Below are 19,887 nucleotides of genomic sequence, written 5' to 3' on the forward strand. Positions count from 1 at the left end.
ATGTCTATTGCGCAGATCATTCAAAATGCTTGGAATAAGAAGGCCAAGTGGTTGATTGTGCTGCGCCCATTGTCATGGCTTTATCAGTTTGGTTTTACGCTCAATAAAAAGCTCTTTCAATACGGTTTAAAACGTAAATACAAAGCACCTGTGCCAGTGATGATTATTGGCAATATTACCGTTGGAGGGAGTGGTAAAACACCTTTACTCATTCAATTGGTTAAGTATCTTCAACAGCATCAAGTTCGAGTGGGTGTGATTAGTCGTGGCTATGGCGGACAAGGGCCTTTTCCTGCATTGGTTAATTTAGATTCGATGCCTGATAGCGTAGGAGACGAACCTTGTTTAATTGTTCAGTCGACCAATGTTCCTATGGCTGTCGGTGGAAACCGTCAAGCAACCATTGAACTGTTACTGCAACATCATGATTTAGATATGATCATTAGTGATGATGGTTTGCAACACTGGGCTTTAGAACGTCAGATTGAATGGATTGTTTTGGATAATAATCGTGGTTTAGGTAATCAAAAAATATTACCTGAAGGCTATCTGCGTGAACCTGTTAGTCGTTTAAAGCACAGTACTGTGATTGAACATGCACAGCATCCGCAATCAGATTTAAATATGCATTTAGAGGTTGCAGAACCTTATTTGCTCAATCCGCTGTTTGATCAGTCTGAACGCTTTGATGCAAATCAAGATTTTTATGCGGTGGTGGGTATTGGTTTTCCGCAACGTTTTTATAAGACTTTAGACAGTATTGGTGTTCATCAATTCCAATGCCATGAATTTCCAGATCATTATGATTATGAAATTGATGATTTACAGTTTGAAGATTCGAACCCGATTATCACCACTGAAAAAGATGCTGTTAAATTATTACCATTGTTAAATAAACATCCTGCATTTAATCGTGAAATCTGGATTGTTCCAGTTGAAGCAGTATTATCTGAACAATGCTATCAGTTACTTCATAAACAACTTACTCAACTTGGTATTGATCTAATACAAGGTTCTTAGATGAAACATATTGTTATTCCTGCTCGTTTTGCAAGCTCACGTTTACCTGGGAAACCACTTTTAGAAATTCATGGTCGTGCCATGATTTTACGTGTTGTGGATCAGGCTCGAAAAGTACAGGGTTTTGATGATTTGTGCGTTGCTACAGATGATCAGCGTATTGTGGACTTATGTCGTGCAGAAGGGGTTGATGTGGTTATTACCAGTTCAAATCATCCTTCAGGTACAGATCGTTTAAGTGAAGTTGCACGAATTAAAGGTTGGGCAGAAGACGATATTATTGTTAATGTGCAGGGCGATGAGCCTTTATTGCCTGCTGAATTGGTGATTCAAGTGGCTAAATTGTTGGAAGAAAAACCACAATGCTCAATGTCCACTTTGTGTGAACCTATATATCAGCTCGAAGAATTTCAACGAGATAGCATCGTAAAGGTGGTGATGTCAAAGTTCAATGAAGCGCTGTATTTTAGTCGTGCAACAATTCCATATGATCGTGAAGGTGTAAAACAAGCTGAACAAAAGCTACATCAACATGCGTATCGTCATTTGGGTTTATATGCTTATCGTGTAAAACTACTTCAAGAATATGTGACTTGGGATGTGGGGACCTTAGAGCAATTGGAAAGTCTTGAGCAATTACGTGTCTTGGAAAATGGTCATCGTATTGCAATTGACATTGCGCAAGTGAATTTACCACCGGGTGTAGATACTCAAGCAGATTTAGACCGTTTAAATGCGATGGATATCTCTGCATTCGCCTGATTCAGTTTGTTTTTTATGTTAAATAAACGTATTTATTTGCATCAATTATAGTTTTAAATAATGGCTTTTTAGGTTAATGATCGATGGATGTTGCTCAATCTCAAGTTTATCCATGGCAACAGCCCGTTTGGGAAACGCTTACAGGGCGCTTCCCACAACTAGGGCATGGTTTATTGTTCTATGGTAAGAAGGGTTGTGGTAAACATGAATTTGCACAACATTTTTTGTCTTGGGTGTTGTGTTTAAATAAAACTGCTACAGGTGCTTGCGGTGAGTGCAGTAGTTGTCAGTGGTTAAAATCAGATACTCATCCGAATTATGTCAATATCACGACTGATGAAGACAATAAAAAGCAAAACGCAAAAATTAAGATTGAGAAGATTCGTGATTTACTACCATTTGTACAACAAACCGTAGATGGTTGGCGTGTTATTGTGATTGAACCTGCTGAGGCGTTAAATATTGCTTCAGCCAATGCCTTATTGAAAACCTTGGAAGAGCCGGGTGATCGAGTGCTGATTATTCTGTTGGCAGATCATTATCTTAAACTTCCAGCGACGATTCGCAGTCGTTTACAGCATTTTGCCATGGATCGTATCACTTCAGCTCAATCAGATGAGTATTTAAAACAACATCTTCCAATTGAAATGCAGGCAAAAATTCCGCTACTTTTGAATTTATCGAATCATATGCCTTTACAGGCTTTAGCGCTGGCACAGTTGGATTGGTTAAATCGTAGAGCTGAATTTTTGCAAGATTGGCAAAGACTGGTTCTGCAAAAAAGTATGCCTTTACAGTTTGCGACGAAGTGGAATAAAGAATTAAGTTTTTCTGATTTTTTGCAGATGTTTGAATACTTGTTGTCGGATATAATTTGTGTCAAGCTGAATCAAGCAGTTAAAAATGATGATATAGATCTAAGTACCATTGCAGAGCAATACACTTTGCAAAATTTATTTTTAATTTATGAAGATTTACAAAAATCCAAGTTAAAAGTAGATCAAAATGTACAAACAAATCTGATTGTTGATCAATTATCAATTCAATTGATGAATGTGTCATAACATTTGAATATTAAAGGGAAATAATGATGCAACCACCACGTATGAACGGTTTAATTCAGGTGAATATTAATGATCGTGCGACATTACAAGCCAGTTATATGCCTTATATTCTGGGTGGCGGATTATTTGTTCCCTCTAAACAAGCGGTAAAAATGGGCGATGAAATTTTTGTTTTAGCAGGATTGCCAGAACAATCACAAAAAGTACCTTTAACAGGTAAAGTGATTTGGATTTCTCAAAAGCAAAATGGTATTAAACCACAAGGTTTTGCGATCCAATTATCTGGCGAAAAAGGCTCGTATTACAAAATGGAAGCAGAAAAAATGCTTGCAGGAAGTATGTCTTTAGATCGTCCAAATTTTACCATGTAAGATGATTTAGCATTATTTATAAAACTATTTAGGAAAGACTGTGTTTGTTGATACGCATTGCCATCTCACTATGTTGGATTTAACACCTTATGATGGAAATCTTGATGCAGCTTTGCAACAAGCTCGTGAAGGTGGTGTATCTAAATTTATGGGAATATCTGTAGATTTAGATGATCATATTGCACTTGCTGAAATCGCAGCACGTCATGCAGATGTTGGTTATAGTGTGGGTGTGCATCCATGTGAAGATCCCGCAGTCATGCAACGTGCAACAGTTGAAAAATTAGTTGAATTGGCACAGGCTGAAAAAGCTTGGGCATTGGGTGAAACAGGCTTAGATTATTTTCACAGCACAGAATTTATTGCTGAGCAAAAAGCGTGTTTCGCACGCCATATTCAAGCTTCGCAAATTGTAAAAAAACCTGTGGTTGTGCATACACGTTCTGCTAAGCATGATACTGTAGATTTGATCCGTGCTGAGCATTCTACACATGGAATTTTGCACTGTTTCACAGAAGACTGGGAAACGGCAAAAGCTGTACTAGATTGTGGATATTACATTTCTTTTTCGGGCATTGTGTCTTTTAAAAATGCGCAAGATTTAAGAGACGTGGCGAAACAAGTTCCATTGGATCGTGTTTTAATCGAAACGGACAGCCCTTATTTAGCGCCTATGCCTTATCGAGGTAAGACTAATGAACCGAAGTATGTTCCTTATGTCGCTAAAGCTTTGAGTGATGTATATGGTAAATCGCTTGAAGAAATGGCTTTTATTACCACACAAAATTTTGAAAATTTGCTTAAACAACAGTGATTAAAGATCTGCTGACATTTCATAATTGACTTGCGTTGTAGGCAAATCATTAACGGATAGAATAAGAGAGTTTATCGAGTGAAGATGGATCGACAGGCTCAATTTAGAGCAAGAGAAGCGTTAATTTTTCAGGTGGCTGAACAATTACTTTTAGAAAATGGTGAAGCAGGCATGACCTTAGATGCGCTTGCTGCTGAACTTGATCTCGCTAAAGGAACGCTTTATAAACATTTTCAAAGCAAAGATGAATTGTACATGTTGTTGATTATTCGTAATGAACGCATGTTATTGGAAATGATTAAAGATACTGAAAAAGCATTTCCAGAACATTTAGCTTTTTTTATGTTGCATCACTTACACCACCCTGAAAGAGCAGTATTGTTTCATCAAATAGAAGAGCGTTTGTCTACCACTGGACAAGGAATCTATCAATTATTTAATGAGCTTTATCAGGTGCGTAAACAACGCTTACGCTTGATTATCCGAATGACGGAAAGTTATTTAGAGTCGATTCAAAGTTTGATGAGTGTGCGTGATTATTTGGCATCTATTTGGTCAATTACTCACGGTGCTGCGGCTATTCTCAATTCAAGTTTTTATCAACGCTATTTAGGTTGTCGTGACACATTACGTGTTGCACTGATTGACCAAGCTTTGGCGATCCCCAAACATCCGCAATCTTCTGAACAGGTTGCATAATTTATATGAAGTCTTTGCCATCATCTCACGTAGTTCGAGGTTTTACCTTGATCGAGGTGATGGTTGTTATTGTTATTATTAGTATTATTGCATCATTGGTTGTTTTAAATATCGATGGTTTAGATCAACGAAAAGCGATGCAAGCACGTGAAATGTTGTTGCTCGATTTAAAGCAAATTAATCGAGAAGCCAATGATCAATCCCGTATTTACGCTTTAGATATACAAAATGCAACCGATGTTGCAGAGGCTCAATACGGTATTATCGAATATTTACCGACCCGATCAGATGCACGCGCTACAGTTCAAGTGATTGAAAATAAACCGTGGAAAGAAGTCACAGATTTTCAAAAACGGACGTTGCCAGAGCATGTTTCATTTGTTATTGAAACGGACGATCATGATTTTCAAAATGCAAATAATGCAGATTTATTGGGAAATAACGCACCTAAATTAATTTGGTTTGGAAATGGTGAAACTAAGCCTGTCACGATTCAAATGTATTATGATCAAAAGCCTGTGGGTGATGTAATACGTGTCGATTATTTGGGTAAAGTAGATGAAGAAAAATAAAGGCTTTACACTGATTGAGGTCGTGGTTGCATTGGCAATTTTTGCAGTTGCAGCAATGGCGCTGACCAAAGTAGCAATGCAATACACGCAATCAACAGGTAATGCAATTTTACGGACCAAAGCACAATTCGTCGCACAGAATGAAATTTCTCAAATGATCATCAATCAAGAATGGTTAACAGGGACATCTTCTAAGCAAATTACTGTGCAAGGCGAGACTTGGCAAGTCGATAAAAAAGCAGAAGCAACCATCAGCCCAGATGTGCAAAAGATAGATGTGCAAGTCAGTCTTTTTAATAATGATACGGGTAAGGTAGAAGCAGGAATCACCAATATGGTGTTTTTTAATTATCCTATAAAAGAAAAACAATCGTGAATGCATTAAGACAAAATCCAGAAACATCTCAAAAGTTAACAAAGCAAACTGGATTTACATTGGTTGAGCTGTTAGTGGCGATTGCTATTTTTGCGGTGCTTTCAGCATTGGGTTGGAAAATTTTTGATTATTTGATCAAAGTGAAAGATCGTAATGCAATGCACGAAGAAAATTTAGGTCAATTACAAAGTGCATATCAACAAATTCAACGTGATACGTTGCAAATGATCCCTGTTACAGCGAACAATGCAGGAGAGTTAGAGCCTGCTTTGTATTTGAATAATCAGCGTTTATCTTTTAGTAAAGCAGGTGTGACTGATCCACTTAAGCAAGGTGTGTCACCTTATGAACGGGTTGAATATCGTTATAATCAACAAGAAAAAAAATTATATCGTTTGAAATATTCAAATCTTAATCGAGTGCGTTCAGAACAACCTTTGTCTAGTGTGCTGTTGAGTGATGTGGATCAATTTCAGATTGCTGTGCTCAACCCAGATGAGTTGGATCGTTGGCCAAATGACGGCGCAAATGATGTCAATCTATTGCCACGTGGATTAAAAATAAAAGTTATGATTCGAGATGTAGAATATGAATGGATATTTAATTTGTTAAATACCGACTTTTTAAAGAAAAATGCTTAGATATTTAAGTGGTTTATATGCTTGGTTAGGTAAAATAAGATGCAAATAAAGCAGCAAAAGGGAATTGCGTTAATCACAATACTGGTCATGGTGGCATTGGCGACCATTATTGCTGCAACAATTGCAAAAAGACAAAGTTATACCAATGAAAGTACAGCATTTTTAAAGCGGCAAAGTCAGGCAGTTTTCTATGCAAAAAGTGCAGAATCTTTTTTTGCAGAATTATTGGCGCAAGACAGTCAAAACAGTAAAGAAGCAGATTATTTACAAGAAACTTGGGCAAAACCAATGCCTGCATTTCCAGTTGAAGATGGTTATGTGACTGGGGAATTAAGCGATGAATCAGGTAAATTTAATTTGAATAGTTTGTTAAATGCTGAAAATAAGCCGAATCCTGTCGCTCAAGCTTATTTTTCTAAACTATTACTTCGTGTAGGTTTGCCTGCGGATACCGTGCAAGCAGTCATTGATTGGCAAGATCCTGATGATGAAACGTTAGGTGCTATGGGTGCGGAAAGCAGTTATTACCAAGGTCTGCCAAAGCCATATTTGGCTGCAAATCGTAAATTTGCCAGTGTGGAAGAATTAAAACAAGTACGTGGTTTCGAAGGTAAGAATTTTGATTTGATTGAGCCTTATGTTTCTGCATTACCTGATATTTCTACAAAAATAAATATCAATACCGCACCAGCCATGGTTTTGGCAGCCTTGGATGAGCGTTTGGATGTAAATGCTGTTAAAACGGCTTTAGAAGAAAGACAAGCTAAGCTTGAGTATTTTGCAAATGTCAGTGAACTGATAAAAATGCCACCCTTTGATCGTCTAGAGGGGAATGATTCAGAAATATTGAAAAGCCCTGAGCAAATTTTAGGGGTTAAATCTAATTATTTCAAAGCACATATCGAAGTTTTATTGAGTAATAGAAAGCGTCAATTTAGTAGTGATTTAATGCGAAATGATAAAGGGCAAGTTTTTATTTATGCACGAAGTTTAGCGCCTTTTTAGATTATTTTAAAATAAATCAAAAGTTTGTTGAATGTTGGAAGAAGGTTGGTTGTGTGGGAAATGGTAAATCATTATTGTGAATCGACGGTTTTCATATGCTTAATACCTTTTGCCTATTGCATTGAACGGTAAATTTAATGCTCAGCAGGTACGTTTTGCTTTATAATCGAGATTCTAAACAGTTTTGTTTGTAAAATTTGGCACATGTTAATACGTAAGTTATTTAAGTTTGAAAATGCACATATTGTGCGTAATTGCACTTCAGATCGCTGCAAGCGGTCTATACATGGGCACAGCTATAAAGTTGAGTTATTGCTAAAAGCATCGAAACTGGATCATGGTCAAATGGTCTATGACTTTGGTTTGCTGAAAGGTGTAATCAAAGAAATTTTTGACAGTTTTGATCATGCAATCTGTTTTTGGCAAGATGATAGCCCAGAATATATCCAAGCCTGTAAAACTTTTAGCGCACGTTGGGTTGCTTTACCTGTTTCTCCATCGGCGGAGCAATTTTCAAGAGTATTTTTCTTTCTTGCTCAGGAAGTTTTAAAATCAACCATTACCCAAAACGGGGAAGGTGATGTTGAAGTGTATTCTGTGATTGTGCATGAAACAGACACAGGCTATGCGCAAAGTTTTCAAGAAGATATTGAAAATGCGCAAATGGGGTTGCTGAGTCTGGATCAAATTGTATTTTCAGAACAAGTTCAAGCTGAATGGACAGATCCTGAGATGTATGAAAAATTAAAGCAGGGAATTCAATTTCAAAATCCTGAAGTGGATTTACAAGTTAAAGTTTAGTGAATGGTTTCAGAGGGAAATCATTTTACGCATTGATGAAAAATTTAGGATGAAGATAGATGCAATTGACTGAAGTCGAACAAACAAAATTAAATCAAGTTCGATTAGATCAAAGTTGGAAAGATGGATTAGCAAGTTTTTTACTGAGTTCGCAAATGGATCAGTTAAAAGCTTTTTTGATTGAAGAAAAAAATGCGAACAAGTTAATTTATCCACCGAGTTCGCTTATTTTCAACGCTTTAGACATCACGCCTTTATACAATGTCAAAGTTGTGATTTTGGGGCAAGATCCGTATCATGGTCCTGATCAAGCACATGGATTGAGTTTTTCCGTACAAAAAGGACTGGCTTTACCTCCATCTTTACGTAATATTTTTCATGAATTGAATACTGATTTAGCTGTACCTGTGTCCAAACATGGTGATTTAACCAAATGGGCGCAACAAGGTGTACTCTTATTAAATAGTGTATTAACCGTTGAGGCAGGGCAGCCGACATCACATCAGAAACGCGGTTGGGAAAACTTTACCGATCAAGTGATTGATGTGTTGAATGAACGTAGAGAGCATATCGTGTTTATCCTTTGGGGTGCATATGCTCAGAAAAAGGGACAGCGTATAGACCAAACGAAACATCTCGTATTAAAAGCTGCACACCCATCTCCATTGGCAGCAAATCGTGGTGGCTTCTTTGGTTGTAAAGCTTTCTCTAAAACAAATAATTACCTGAAACAACATGGCATTGAGCCAATCGACTGGCAGCTGGACGCATGACAAATTCTCCCGAAACAAATGATTATCACCCAGACCTGATTATTGAAGAAGCAGCACAAGGGTGGCGGATTATTCGTTTAAACCGCCCAAAATCTTTACACGCACTTGACGAATCAATTGTTGCAGCGCTTTTGAAGTTGTTTGAAGATTTTCATCATGATGATGCGGTAAAAGCGATTTGGTTAGATTCAACGACACCAAAAGCATTTTGTGCGGGTGGTGATGTACGTAAACTTCGTCAATTGGTCATCAATAATGAAGTTGATGCTGCTAATCGCTTTTTTGAAACAGAATACGCACTTGATTTGTTATTGCATAACTATGCTAAGCCGATTGTGGTATGGGGCGAAGGTTATGTGATGGGCGGTGGACTTGGTTTATTCATGGCTGCACCATTCCGACTGGTTACACCGTTTTCTCGCTTAGCAATGCCTGAAGTGAATATTGGCCTATACCCAGATGTGGGTGCAACACGTTTCTTAGCTGATCGTGGTCAAATTGGTTTATTCACAGGATTAACAGGTTCAATCATGACCGCTGCGGGTGGTTATGGTATTGGTTGGGCAACGCATATCTGTGATACGCAACGTGATGTGGTTTTGCAGAAGTTAATTGATATTGATTGGGATCATTATCCAGCAGGAGATTTCCGTGCAATCGATGATACTTTAAATAGTTTGCACCGTCCTGTTTCTCCTGGACCATTACAAAACTCTTTAGATGTGATTCACAGCGTTTGTCGTGGTGTGAATTTCCAACAAGATTATGAAGCCATCATTGGTTTGAGTGATGCACGTAGTGATTGGTTGCGTCAGGCCAGTGAAAACTTGCAAAAAGGCTCTCCAAGCACAGCAGCAATCACATGGTTGTTATGGCAATGGGGACGTCAAGTACATGCTTGGGCTGAAGTGTATGAGTTAGAAAAACAAATTTCTGACTGGAAAATACGTCATCCTGATTTTGTTGAAGGTGTACGTGCTCGTTTGGTGGATAAAGATTTATCTCCTGAATGGGAGCAAGCCGAATCAATGACATTGGCAGGAATCCTTGCTAAAAACCCACCAGTAACGACAATAGAAAGCTGGAATACATTATTACGTCAGTATAGTGTAATTTAAGCAAGTATGTCTGAAGCAATTCAACAGCAAATAGATAAACAATGGATGCAGCAAGCTTTCGAGCAAGCTGCATTCGCTGCTTCTATGGGTGAGATTCCTGTAGGTGCTGTGATTGTGAGTCATGGCAAAATCATTGGTCGTGGATATAACCATCCTATATCGCAACATGATCCAACAGCACATGCTGAAATTCAGGCGTTGCGAGATGCATGCCAAACCATTCAAAATTATCGCCTTCCTGAAGATGCAACACTTTATGTCACATTGGAACCATGTACGATGTGCGTAGGTGCATTGATTCATTCACGGGTACAACGTGTTGTATTTGGAGCGACAGAACCTAAAGCGGGTTCCTTGGTCAGTAGTCGACAGCTTTTAGAAACAGGCTATTACAATCATATTTTTGAATTCGAAGGTGGGTGCTTACATGAGCAATGTTCATTGCAACTTTCTGATTTTTTTAAAATGCGTCGTGAGCAAAAAAGACAACTAAAATTACAACAAAAGTCATTAAATGATCAGTAAAAATAATCTAAAATAATCCTGATATAAAATGACAATTAAAATTGTCAAAACTAAGATTTTTAAAAATTACTGCATTCAAAAGCAAATATACAAAAGGCGAAAACATGAATTCAATTCAAGTGAAACAAGAATTTGATGCTCCTGTAGGACAAGTGTTCGAATTACTGTCTAAACATGCGACATATAATATTGCATTTGCACCAGTACAGGTTGTACGTGTGAAAGATTCAACAGACCCAGAACGTCCTGATGGTTTGGGTTCAATTCGTCGAATGGGGTTTGGTCCGATTAAACCTGTTCAAGAGCAAATCACTTTGCTTGATGTGAATCAGCGTATTGAATATAAGTTGATTAATAATCCATTGATTAAGCATCATATTGGTATTATTGAGTTTAGTGAAATTTCTCCAAATAAAACTTTAGTCACTTACACGATTGAATTACAAGCACGTGCGCCATTTGTGAGTAAATTAATACTTGCACAGCTCAAACTTGCGATTACACTTGGCTTTAAGAAACTCGCAAAATCTTTTGTTTAATTGGAAATACAATGACAATTCAAATTATCACGATCGACGGTCCTAGTGGTTCAGGTAAGGGGACACTTGCTGCGAAGCTTGCGGCACATTATCAATTTCATTTACTTGATTCTGGTGCACTATATCGTTTACTCGGATTGTCATTACATCAAAAAGACTTTTTAGACTCTTTGGATGATGAGGTGACGCTTCAACAAAGCGTTACAATTGCAACAAATTTAGACATCGTATTTAAAAGCTCGGAATTAGGCACACAAATTTTGTTGGATGGTGAGGATGTGACCCAAACCATTCGGACGGAGCGAGTGGGTGAATTTGCTTCAAAAGTAGCAGCAATTCCAGCACTTAGAGCGGCATTGGTCGATCGTCAGCATGCCTTTGCACAAGCGCCGGGCTTGGTTGCGGATGGTCGTGATATGGCAACAGCTATTTTTCCTCAAGCTCAAGCGAAGATTTATTTAACAGCTTCTGCTGAGTCCCGAGCAGAGCGACGAGTAAAACAGTTGCAGGCTATGGGACTGGATGTTAAAATAAGCGACATTTTAGCTAATATACAAGCTCGAGATAAGCGAGATATGGAACGGACAGTCGCTCCACTCAAGCCAGCAACTGATGCTTTTATCATTGATAGTTCAAGTTTGAACATTGATGAAGTGTTTCAGTTAATGACTGATTATGTCGATGAAAAATTAGCTAACTAACGAATATTTAACCAAATATTAACAGAAGCATAGCTTGATCAGTTTATATGGATTATGTGGATGTTTAACTAAACCGGCCTTGTCTGATCCAAGACCGCTGACTTTACTAGGTATATCATGACCGAATCTTTTGCAGCCCTCTTTGAAGAAAGCGAATTAAACCTCAACGTTGAAAAGGGTGCAGTCATCCAAGGTATCGTTGTTAGCATCGATTCTGACTGGGTAACTGTAGATACTGGCCTTAAATCTGAAGGCGTTGTATCACGTGCTGAATTCTTAAACGAACAACGTGAACTTGAAGTTCAAGTTGGCGATACTGTTGATGTTGTTGTTGAAGCGCTTGACAACGGCATGGGTCAAACAGTTTTATCACGTGAAAAAGCGAAACGTGCTGAAACTTGGACTAAGCTTGAAAAAATCTTTGAAGACGGCGAAATCGTTACTGGTGTTATTTCTGGTAAGGTTAAAGGCGGTTTCACTGTTGACATCGGTCCAGTTCGTGCGTTCTTACCAGGTTCATTGGTAGACACTCGTCCTATCCGTGACACGACTCACCTTGAAGGTAAAGAGTTAGAGTTCAAAGTAATCAAACTTGATGCTAAACGTAACAACGTTGTTGTATCTCGTCGTGCAGTTATGGAAGCTGAATCTTCAGCTGACCGTGAAGCATTACTTTCTCAACTTGAAGAAGGTCAAACAGTTACAGGTACTATTAAGAACCTTACTGATTACGGCGCATTTGTTGACCTTGGTGGTATTGATGGTCTTCTACATATCACAGATATGGCTTGGAAACGCATCAAACACCCTTCAGAAGTTGTTGAAGTGGGTCAAGAAGTTACTGTTAAAGTACTTAAATTTGACAAAGAACGTAACCGTGTATCTTTAGGTCTTAAGCAATTAGGCGAAGATCCTTGGTTAGCGATCATGAACCGTTACCCTAAAGGTTCTATCGTTAAAGCACGTGTAACGAACTTAACTGACTACGGTTGTTTTGCTGAAATCGCTGAAGGCGTTGAAGGCTTAGTACACGTTTCAGAAATGGATCACACGAACAAAAACATCCACCCATCTAAAGTTGTTCAGATTGGTGACGAAGTTGATGTTATGGTTCTTGAAGTTGATGAAGAACGTCGTCGTATTTCTCTTGGTATCAAACAAACTCGTGCTAACCCATGGGAAGAGTTTGCTAAGGCTCACGACAAAGGTGAAAAAGTTTCTGGTACGATCAAGTCAATCACTGACTTCGGTATCTTCATCGGTTTACCAGGTGGTATCGATGGTCTAGTTCACTTATCTGATATTTCTTGGAACGAACAAGGCGAAGATGCTATCCGTCGTTACAAGAAAGGTGACACAGTTGAAGCAGTTATCTTGTCTGTAGATGCTGAAGGCAACCGTATCAGCCTTGGTATCAAGCAATTGAACAACGATCCTTTCAATGACTTCTTAGCTGCTAACGAACGCGGTGCGTTGGTTAAAGGTACAGTAACTGCAGTTGACGCTAAAGGCGCTACTGTTAAGTTAGCTGACGAAGTTGAAGCTTCTTTGAAAGCGTCTGAAATCAACCGTGATCGCGTTGAAGATGCAACTAAATTCTTAGAAGTTGGTCAAGAAGTTGAAGCTAAAATCATCAATGTAGATCGTAAATCACGTTCTATCAACTTGTCGATTAAAGCGAAAGACGAAGCTGAAGAGAAAGAAGCAGTTGCTAACTTGAAAACTACTGCAAATGGTCAAGAAAACGGTCCTAAGACGATTGGTGACTTGATCAAAGCACAAATGAATCACTAAGTTATTGTTAAGAAGTATTATTTAATGTAATTAATTAATATTTTTTATTCAATTACTGTAAAAGGTAGCGTAGTATATGATTACTGCGCTACCTTTTTGTATTTAAAAAGGATATTATCTAGTGTATGTCAATTAGCATTAAAATTAATGAGGTCTTAAATGACAACTGAAGCACTTAATAAGTCTGACTTAATAGAAAGAATTGCTCTTAAAAATCCACATTTAGCAGAGCCTTTAGTGGAAGAAGCTGTTAAGATCATGATTGACCAAATGATTGCATCATTATCTTCGGATGATCGAATTGAGATTCGTGGATTTGGTAGCTTTGCATTACATCACCGTGAGCCTCGTGTAGGTCGTAACCCAAAAACAGGTAAATCAGTAGAAGTTGCAGCGAAAGCTGTACCACACTTTAAACCTGGTAAGGCGCTACGTGATGCAGTAAACGAATCTGCAAATTAATAAAAAATTCGAATGGGGTAATTATGCGTTTTATCTTAGGGCTACTATTGGTAGCAGTGTTTGTTTATTCATTAGCATTGGTACTGATCAATGGTACTGAATTACCTGTAGACTTATGGTTTACTCAAGTTCCTGCTATGCGCTTAGGTTTATTATTATTGCTAACTTTAGCAATTGGTATTGTTCTAGGATTGCTGATCGGTGTTCAAATTTTCCGTGTTTTTCAAACTAACTGGGAAATTAGACGTTTACGCAAAGATATCGATCATTTACGTAAAGAACAAATTCAGGCTGCACAAATCGCAGCAGCTGAAGCAGCTGCAAGTGTACGCCATGAAAAGACGGTATTAGATATACACGCTCAAGATAAAAACTCTAATCCTCTTTAATCGTTGTGCTAACAAAAACTCTTTATTCGTTGGAATAAAGAGTTTTTGTTTTTTTAACAGTTTAAAAAATTTATATCTATAAATATTACTGAAAAGGGAATAGTTCAATTTTTAACACATGTTATTTCTATTCAAACGTTATTCTAAAATTAATCATAAACAATATTGAGATAAGCTTGTGCACGAACAGTTCCGGGTGTGACTTTATTGCTGGTTCTGACATAATTGGCTTTAATAACATGCTGAATAATTGTGGATGTATTCATATTCCCAAAAGTCCATTTGTTTGTTGTTTCAGACTGGTTTGGATCTAAACTAATAATAGCGTCATTTTTATCACGTAGGCGTATTCCTACACCTGTAGCGTAACCAGTACCTGTTTGATTTTGTAAAATATTGCCTGCATTGGATTGATTGAGTGTATCGGTCATATAAGCTTTAATTTCACGACCACCACCATTATTTAAATTGGCACAGTTAACACTCAGCGTTGCGGTGTTATTACTTAAAGATGTTTCACTTCCAGGTAAACCGAGTTGGCGAATGCTGACATCAGACAGGTTGATCGTATAATCTGTTGGAGTAAGTGTGCAAGTCGATTCAGAAATGTTCACAGTAGCTGTGAGATAGACTGGAATTGTTGTGGCTACTAGAGCGCCATTGGAAGTTCTCTTTAAACTAATCGTTGCGACTTGAAGTTTGTTTATATTGATCGTCGAAGGATATGAAGTCATCGCTGCTGTTTTTGGTAAAACATACAGAGTGACTCTTATTTTAAGTCCGTGTGAATCACCATCATAATCATAAATAGGTGTTTCTATAGCGTTGACTACTTTTAAGGATGCAGTCATCGGCGCATCACCCATTTCAACTTTTACGCCAAGTGCAGGATTACTATTTAAACGATAAATATCTGAACTGAATTGTGTAACATTGGTATTGAAAATAGTACCAAAAGTGGTTCGCATGTATTTAGGGCTGAGAGAGCAACTATCGTATACTCTAAAAATACTTGCATCTACGGTAGCGACCCCTCGTGAAAAAACATTAGATTGAATGGAACTGGTTTCATATTTATTAATATTGGTAGTGCTTGCAGACATAGTGGGCATGGTATAACCACTAGTGAAACTGCTACCGACATTGCACGCAAATGCAGAATAACTAGCAGGTAGCGTGCATAACGCAAATAAAATTTTATATTTAAACATTTCACCGCTCCAATGATTTTATTTGCATACTGCGCTAAAACTAGCAAAAGGAATTTGATTCTGACTTTGTTTTAACATGTCTTCAGAAATATTAAATTGACAAGAATCTGTATTACTCCAATTTATGCGATACATTCCTGCATTGAGATTGCTAATAAAAATTTGTTGACCTTGTCCAACGGTGGCAACGATATGATTTGATGCATCTAAAACTTGCGCACCCATTGGAATAGCTGAATCATCATGTAAAAGCTCAATTAACGCTTTGGTGGTTTTTAGTGCTTTAAAATCGACTAAAATACTGGCATTGGATTTTGGTATCACTTGCAATTCAGTTGCATTCACTTCGGTATTTAAAGGAATAGTATTCGGGTTTAAGGCAATACTATTATATTGGTAAGGATTTAAATACGGTAAGATCGCATTACCCCAACGGTCAATCTTGATATTACTGCCATTGAGTATACTAATACCTTCTAATCCTTTTGCATGAATGATGGCATAAGTGTCATTTAAATCATTACTGAATGTTATACCGTGGCGATGAGCGACAACAGCACCTTGCGCTTGAACAGAGTATTGACGCTGTTTATCAAAATCAGTGGTAAATGTAGATGCTAAATAAACAGGGCTGGTTTTATAGCTGACAGAACTGCTGAATAAATCAGTATTTTGACTGTTTGAATAATTAACATTATAGCCGAACTGTTGATTCTCACCCAAATTACCAAATAAACCAATTTGATTGGTATTGAGTGAATTGTTATCTGGGTAAAGTTCACTACTTAAACGAAGATTACTGGTTTTCTTTTTAAATGAAAGTGGAATACTGACATTTAAAAAGTATTGCGTATCTCGGTCTGATTTGTTTTGATCGTTATATGTGCGCTGTAAGCCTAGATAATAACTGATACCTTTATAACTGTTGCTATAGCTGAGTTGTAATGATTTTTGCTCATTTTCTTGATGCCAAAACTTATACTGTGAGTAATTCACAGATAATGCACCATAGTATTGGCCCAAATTCTGAGTCAATTGAATATAGTTTGAAGATTTTGGTCGACCATTGAATGCTGTTGAAAAAACATTGTCCAGTGTATAACGACTTTGCATGACCTCATCAAATGAATAATATTGATCATTACTATAATAAGAACTGTTCAAACTAATATTTGTTTTTGCACCGTTTACCGCTAGGTTATAGCGCATATTCACAAGGAAGCTATCCAAATTTTGATTAGACTCATTCAAATCAGCTTTTACATAATTTCCTTCAAATGCAAAACCACCAATCTGTGTATTGAGCGCTGTACCCAAGATAAAAGATTGATAATGTTTACTGATTAGCCCAGCACTGCTCAGCGACATAAAATTATTTAGACCATAATCAAAAGAGGCATTGATTAGCTGTTCATCATAGGCTTTGTCATTTTGGCGGAAACTACCTAGAGCGAGTTGATATCTAAATTGATTGGCACGTATGGTTTGAATGTAACTATTATACGGTAAATCAAAACTGTGAATTTCACCATTGGCTTCAATGACATCAACCGTTAATGTACCACCTGTACCTGGTGTTTGTAGGTCTGTAATATTAAATGCACCCGCAGGGACAGTGCGTTCAAGAATGATTTGTTGATTTTGACGCACACGAACGAGCGCATTTCCTTTAGCATAGCCTGTAATATTAGGCGCGTAACTTTGAAGGGAAGTCGGTAGCATGCGATCATCACTGGCGATTTGTACACCACGAACAGCAAAGCTTGAATTACTATTAATTGTTTTTGTATTGGTATAAAAGTCACCCAACGTTAATTGGGATTTGATGCTTGGCAAAACACGTAAGAGTTTATTTTCATAACTCACATATTGTTCAGTATTATTTTCACTGCTAAAACTGGTACTGCCTGAATGACGAAATTGCCATTCACCTAAATTAATTCCAGCATTCAAATTTAAAAAACTAGAGTCTTGTTGATTATCCTGACCATAATCAGAATTATAATAATTGTAGTAATATTTTAAAAAGCCACTGTTCCCACCATCTTCCCATAATGATGGATCGATATAACCCATAGGTCTTTCATTGAGCATATTTTGTGGGCTAGAAATATTGACGCGTTGTTCTGCAATATTAAGTTTCCAAAATACCACATGATTCATTAGGCGAGTATCAATACAGTCCGATGTGACTTTGTTTAAATCAATCAATTTTGTATTGAAATCTAACTGTTTAACGGTATTTCTTGGAATGCAATAACGTTGCTTCTGAGGATCGGTTGGATCATCAGTAATATGTACGACAGAGCGGGTGATATAGCGATCGTTTAAGTAAAGATCGAGAATATAATCATTCGGAGCAACTTTATCGCTCGAAATAAATTTCTGAATATCTAAATTTTTATTGTTTTGACCGTATAAGAAACTATTATCGAATTGAGGAGATTGCGCAACAACATTTTGATGACAAAGATATAAGCTAAGCGCTAGAGCACTATATCTAAGTTTTAAATGTTTCAAGAACCAATCTCCAATTGAATAGGGTTAAAACGTTTTTTCTATATTAAATAATGAGCCATAATCATTAATAAAAGAAAGCTGCACAGATTTTGCATTCCCTAAATCATCAAGATTAATTTGCTGTTTAGAAAAGGGCTCTATATAGGTGAGTGATTTAATTTCGCTCAGATTGCTATTCTTTAAAACTAGATTGGATTTACCAAAGTTTAAGTAATACGGTGTCGGATTATTAATTTCTAAGCTATTACCTGTACGTTGCACTTGAACCTTTTCAAAAGCTTGTTGCTGTTCAATTTTAAGACCTATTGGGCGATAAAAAAGTTTTAAACGGCTACGAATCGCAAATTGTAAATAATTGGCATCCGCCACTTCAGGTTTAGCAGGAATATCAAGGACATTCAACCAAAATAAACTTTCTCTGTCAGTCGCAAGTTTTTCCTTTTGGTTAAAAATAATACGTAAAGATTGTCCTTTATTAGCATCAACAGTTGTAATCGGTGGTGTGACAATAAATGGCGCTTTGGTTGTGGTAGGATCTGCCGCCATATCTTTGGTATCAACCCAAGACTGAACTAAAGCAACTTTATCTCCGACATTGCTTAACTGTACCGATACAAATTCTTTATCACTTGGATAAATAACACGTGTACCTGTAATGACGATACCCGCTTGAACAGTAGAAAAGATGCTAGATAGCATTAACAATGAAGAAGTAATTAGTCTTTTGTTCATTTCAAATCCTTGTAGAAAGCATAAGTCTGCTATTTAGCAGACTTATGTATGTTTTGAAAGTACAATTTTATTATGGATAAATCACATAATATGTAGCTGTAGTTGTTACATCACCAACAGTTGCAGCAGAAACAGCAGCAGTTGCATAATAACGAGCATAGAAGTCAATATTTGCATTACCACTAGATGAAGCAACAGCTATAGCACCTTGAGTTCCACGATCTTTTGTTAGATCAATCACGGCTTTTGTAGAGTTTAATAATTGAACTTCTACATTTGAACCACCAGTAGCGGTATTTTTTAAGCGACCATTAGCAGTAATATTAGCATTGGTATTGTCGTAATATACACCAATATTACCAGTAGGGCAGTTGGTTAAGTTAATAGTAAATTTAGTGTCGCCTGTAGTTGTACCAGTAGTTGGTAAAGTTGATTTACCAACTGTAGGTAAAGTCACGGTGTAGTTACCATTTGTACCACCAAGTGTACATGTTTGGTCTATTACTTTACCATTAATTGTTACAGTACCATCTGCTGCGGCAAATACTGTAGAAGATGCTAAACCTAAGCTGATTACTGCTAAGCCTAATTGTAATTTTTTCATGGAGATACTCTCAAAAATAGTTGAATAGTTCCTTATTCACATATTTATGACAAGGAATATTGCTGTTTAGTGTTAAACATTTCTTGCTAATATAAATTCTTTGGGAAAAATGGCAATAAGAAATTGTGATAAAAATCACTTTTTTTGTTATTAGTATAGTTTATGTCCTTAAAGTGTTTCTAAATGTTGATGTTATGTTTAAATTAATAAAACAAAAACAATTACATAATTATAACTATTGATATATTTGCATTAGGTTTACATTATTAAATACTTTCTGAATTGAGTGACGAAAAAATGTCATTTTTTGCAAAATTTGTCACACAATGAGTCAAAAAAGAATAATTTTTGATATATGTTTAAAAGTTGGTTAAGTTTAATTAAATTAATTTTT

General features: G+C 37.0%; 23 protein-coding genes. 19 read left to right on the top strand and 4 right to left on the bottom strand.

Translation table 11 applies throughout. The features are described 5' to 3' along the window. The 19 genes from lpxK (at position 1) to GGG_RS0113105 (ending at position 14,426) form a co-directional block, all read left to right on the top strand. A complete protein-coding gene (lpxK, locus tag GGG_RS0113015) occupies positions 1-1,020 on the top strand; it encodes a tetraacyldisaccharide 4'-kinase (protein WP_010115496.1) in 1,020 nt (339 codons plus the stop codon). Continuing rightward, a complete protein-coding gene (gene kdsB, locus GGG_RS0113020; protein WP_010115497.1) occupies positions 1,021-1,782 on the top strand; it encodes a 3-deoxy-manno-octulosonate cytidylyltransferase in 762 nt (253 codons plus the stop codon). Between the two features lie 83 nt (positions 1,783-1,865). Then, complete coding sequence (locus GGG_RS0113025) at positions 1,866-2,846, top strand: DNA polymerase III subunit delta' C-terminal domain-containing protein (RefSeq protein WP_010115499.1); 981 nt, start codon at positions 1,866-1,868, stop codon at positions 2,844-2,846. Positions 2,847-2,872: 26 nt separating this feature from the next. Continuing rightward, on the top strand, positions 2,873-3,217 hold the full coding sequence (locus GGG_RS0113030) for a PilZ domain-containing protein (protein WP_010115500.1): 345 nt from the start codon (positions 2,873-2,875) through the stop codon (positions 3,215-3,217). Positions 3,218-3,257: 40 nt separating this feature from the next. Beyond that, positions 3,258-4,031, top strand: coding sequence for a TatD family hydrolase (locus tag GGG_RS0113035; RefSeq protein ID WP_010115501.1), 774 nt, complete (start codon positions 3,258-3,260; stop codon positions 4,029-4,031). A gap of 84 nt (positions 4,032-4,115) precedes the next feature. Further along, positions 4,116-4,730 (top strand): TetR/AcrR family transcriptional regulator, encoded by a 615-nt coding sequence (locus tag GGG_RS0113040; RefSeq protein WP_010115502.1) that lies wholly within the window; start codon positions 4,116-4,118, stop codon positions 4,728-4,730. 5 nt (positions 4,731-4,735) lie between these two features. Beyond that, on the top strand, positions 4,736-5,302 hold the full coding sequence (locus tag GGG_RS0113045) for a prepilin-type N-terminal cleavage/methylation domain-containing protein (RefSeq protein WP_010115503.1): 567 nt from the start codon (positions 4,736-4,738) through the stop codon (positions 5,300-5,302). Continuing rightward, a complete protein-coding gene (gspI, locus tag GGG_RS0113050; protein ID WP_010115504.1) occupies positions 5,289-5,678 on the top strand; it encodes a type II secretion system minor pseudopilin GspI in 390 nt (129 codons plus the stop codon). Before GGG_RS0113045 ends, gspI begins: the two co-directional genes overlap by 14 nt. Further along, positions 5,675-6,319, top strand: a complete 645-nt coding sequence (gene gspJ / locus GGG_RS0113055) for a type II secretion system minor pseudopilin GspJ (protein WP_010115505.1) — start codon at positions 5,675-5,677, stop codon at positions 6,317-6,319. Before gspI ends, gspJ begins: the two co-directional genes overlap by 4 nt. Positions 6,320-6,358: 39 nt before the next feature. Then, a complete protein-coding gene (gene gspK / locus GGG_RS0113060; RefSeq protein ID WP_010115507.1) occupies positions 6,359-7,324 on the top strand; it encodes a type II secretion system minor pseudopilin GspK in 966 nt (321 codons plus the stop codon). Positions 7,325-7,528: 204 nt separating this feature from the next. Beyond that, positions 7,529-8,125 (top strand): 6-carboxytetrahydropterin synthase, encoded by a 597-nt coding sequence (locus tag GGG_RS0113065; RefSeq protein WP_010115509.1) that lies wholly within the window; start codon positions 7,529-7,531, stop codon positions 8,123-8,125. 59 nt (positions 8,126-8,184) lie between these two features. Next, positions 8,185-8,898, top strand: a complete 714-nt coding sequence (gene ung, locus GGG_RS0113070; RefSeq protein WP_010115511.1) for a uracil-DNA glycosylase — start codon at positions 8,185-8,187, stop codon at positions 8,896-8,898. Beyond that, positions 8,895-10,016 (top strand): enoyl-CoA hydratase/isomerase family protein, encoded by a 1,122-nt coding sequence (locus tag GGG_RS0113075; protein ID WP_010115513.1) that lies wholly within the window; start codon positions 8,895-8,897, stop codon positions 10,014-10,016. The genes ung and GGG_RS0113075 overlap by 4 nt, the downstream gene beginning before the upstream one ends. A 6-nt stretch (positions 10,017-10,022) precedes the next feature. Continuing rightward, on the top strand, positions 10,023-10,541 hold the full coding sequence (tadA, locus tag GGG_RS0113080) for a tRNA adenosine(34) deaminase TadA (RefSeq protein ID WP_010115515.1): 519 nt from the start codon (positions 10,023-10,025) through the stop codon (positions 10,539-10,541). 104 nt (positions 10,542-10,645) lie between these two features. Next, the gene (locus GGG_RS0113085) at positions 10,646-11,080 is read left to right on the top strand and encodes an SRPBCC family protein (protein ID WP_010115517.1); all 435 of its coding nucleotides are present in this window, start codon (positions 10,646-10,648) and stop codon (positions 11,078-11,080) included. 11 nt (positions 11,081-11,091) lie between these two features. Then, positions 11,092-11,781 carry a (d)CMP kinase gene (gene cmk, locus GGG_RS0113090; RefSeq protein ID WP_010115518.1) on the top strand — a complete coding sequence of 230 codons (690 nt, stop codon included), beginning with the start codon at positions 11,092-11,094 and terminating at the stop codon, positions 11,779-11,781. Between the two features lie 117 nt (positions 11,782-11,898). Then, complete coding sequence (gene rpsA / locus GGG_RS0113095; protein WP_010115519.1) at positions 11,899-13,575, top strand: 30S ribosomal protein S1; 1,677 nt, start codon at positions 11,899-11,901, stop codon at positions 13,573-13,575. 159 nt (positions 13,576-13,734) lie between these two features. Next, the gene (locus GGG_RS0113100) at positions 13,735-14,037 is read left to right on the top strand and encodes an integration host factor subunit beta (RefSeq protein ID WP_004720793.1); all 303 of its coding nucleotides are present in this window, start codon (positions 13,735-13,737) and stop codon (positions 14,035-14,037) included. A gap of 23 nt (positions 14,038-14,060) precedes the next feature. Continuing rightward, on the top strand, positions 14,061-14,426 hold the full coding sequence (locus GGG_RS0113105) for a LapA family protein (protein ID WP_010115521.1): 366 nt from the start codon (positions 14,061-14,063) through the stop codon (positions 14,424-14,426). 149 nt (positions 14,427-14,575) lie between these two features. On the opposite strand, the gene GGG_RS0113110 is transcribed toward GGG_RS0113105, so the two are convergent. The 4 genes from GGG_RS0113110 to GGG_RS0113125 all read right to left on the bottom strand — a co-directional run bounded on the left by GGG_RS0113110 (position 14,576) and on the right by GGG_RS0113125 (position 19,493). Continuing rightward, complete coding sequence (locus GGG_RS0113110) at positions 14,576-15,637, bottom strand: fimbrial protein (protein WP_010115522.1); 1,062 nt, start codon at positions 15,635-15,637, stop codon at positions 14,576-14,578. An 18-nt stretch (positions 15,638-15,655) separates the two neighbouring features. Continuing rightward, positions 15,656-18,157 (bottom strand): fimbria/pilus outer membrane usher protein, encoded by a 2,502-nt coding sequence (locus GGG_RS0113115; RefSeq protein WP_010115523.1) that lies wholly within the window; start codon positions 18,155-18,157, stop codon positions 15,656-15,658. A 24-nt stretch (positions 18,158-18,181) separates the two neighbouring features. After that, entirely contained in the window at positions 18,182-18,889 is a 708-nt protein-coding gene (locus GGG_RS0113120) for a molecular chaperone (protein ID WP_010115525.1), read from the bottom strand. Between the two features lie 70 nt (positions 18,890-18,959). Then, positions 18,960-19,493 carry a fimbrial protein gene (locus GGG_RS0113125; protein WP_010115526.1) on the bottom strand — a complete coding sequence of 178 codons (534 nt, stop codon included), beginning with the start codon at positions 19,491-19,493 and terminating at the stop codon, positions 18,960-18,962. Positions 19,494-19,887 lie beyond the last annotated feature (394 nt).

It is taken from the genome of Acinetobacter sp. P8-3-8, assembly GCF_000214135.1.
Lineage (GTDB): Bacteria > Pseudomonadota > Gammaproteobacteria > Pseudomonadales > Moraxellaceae > Acinetobacter.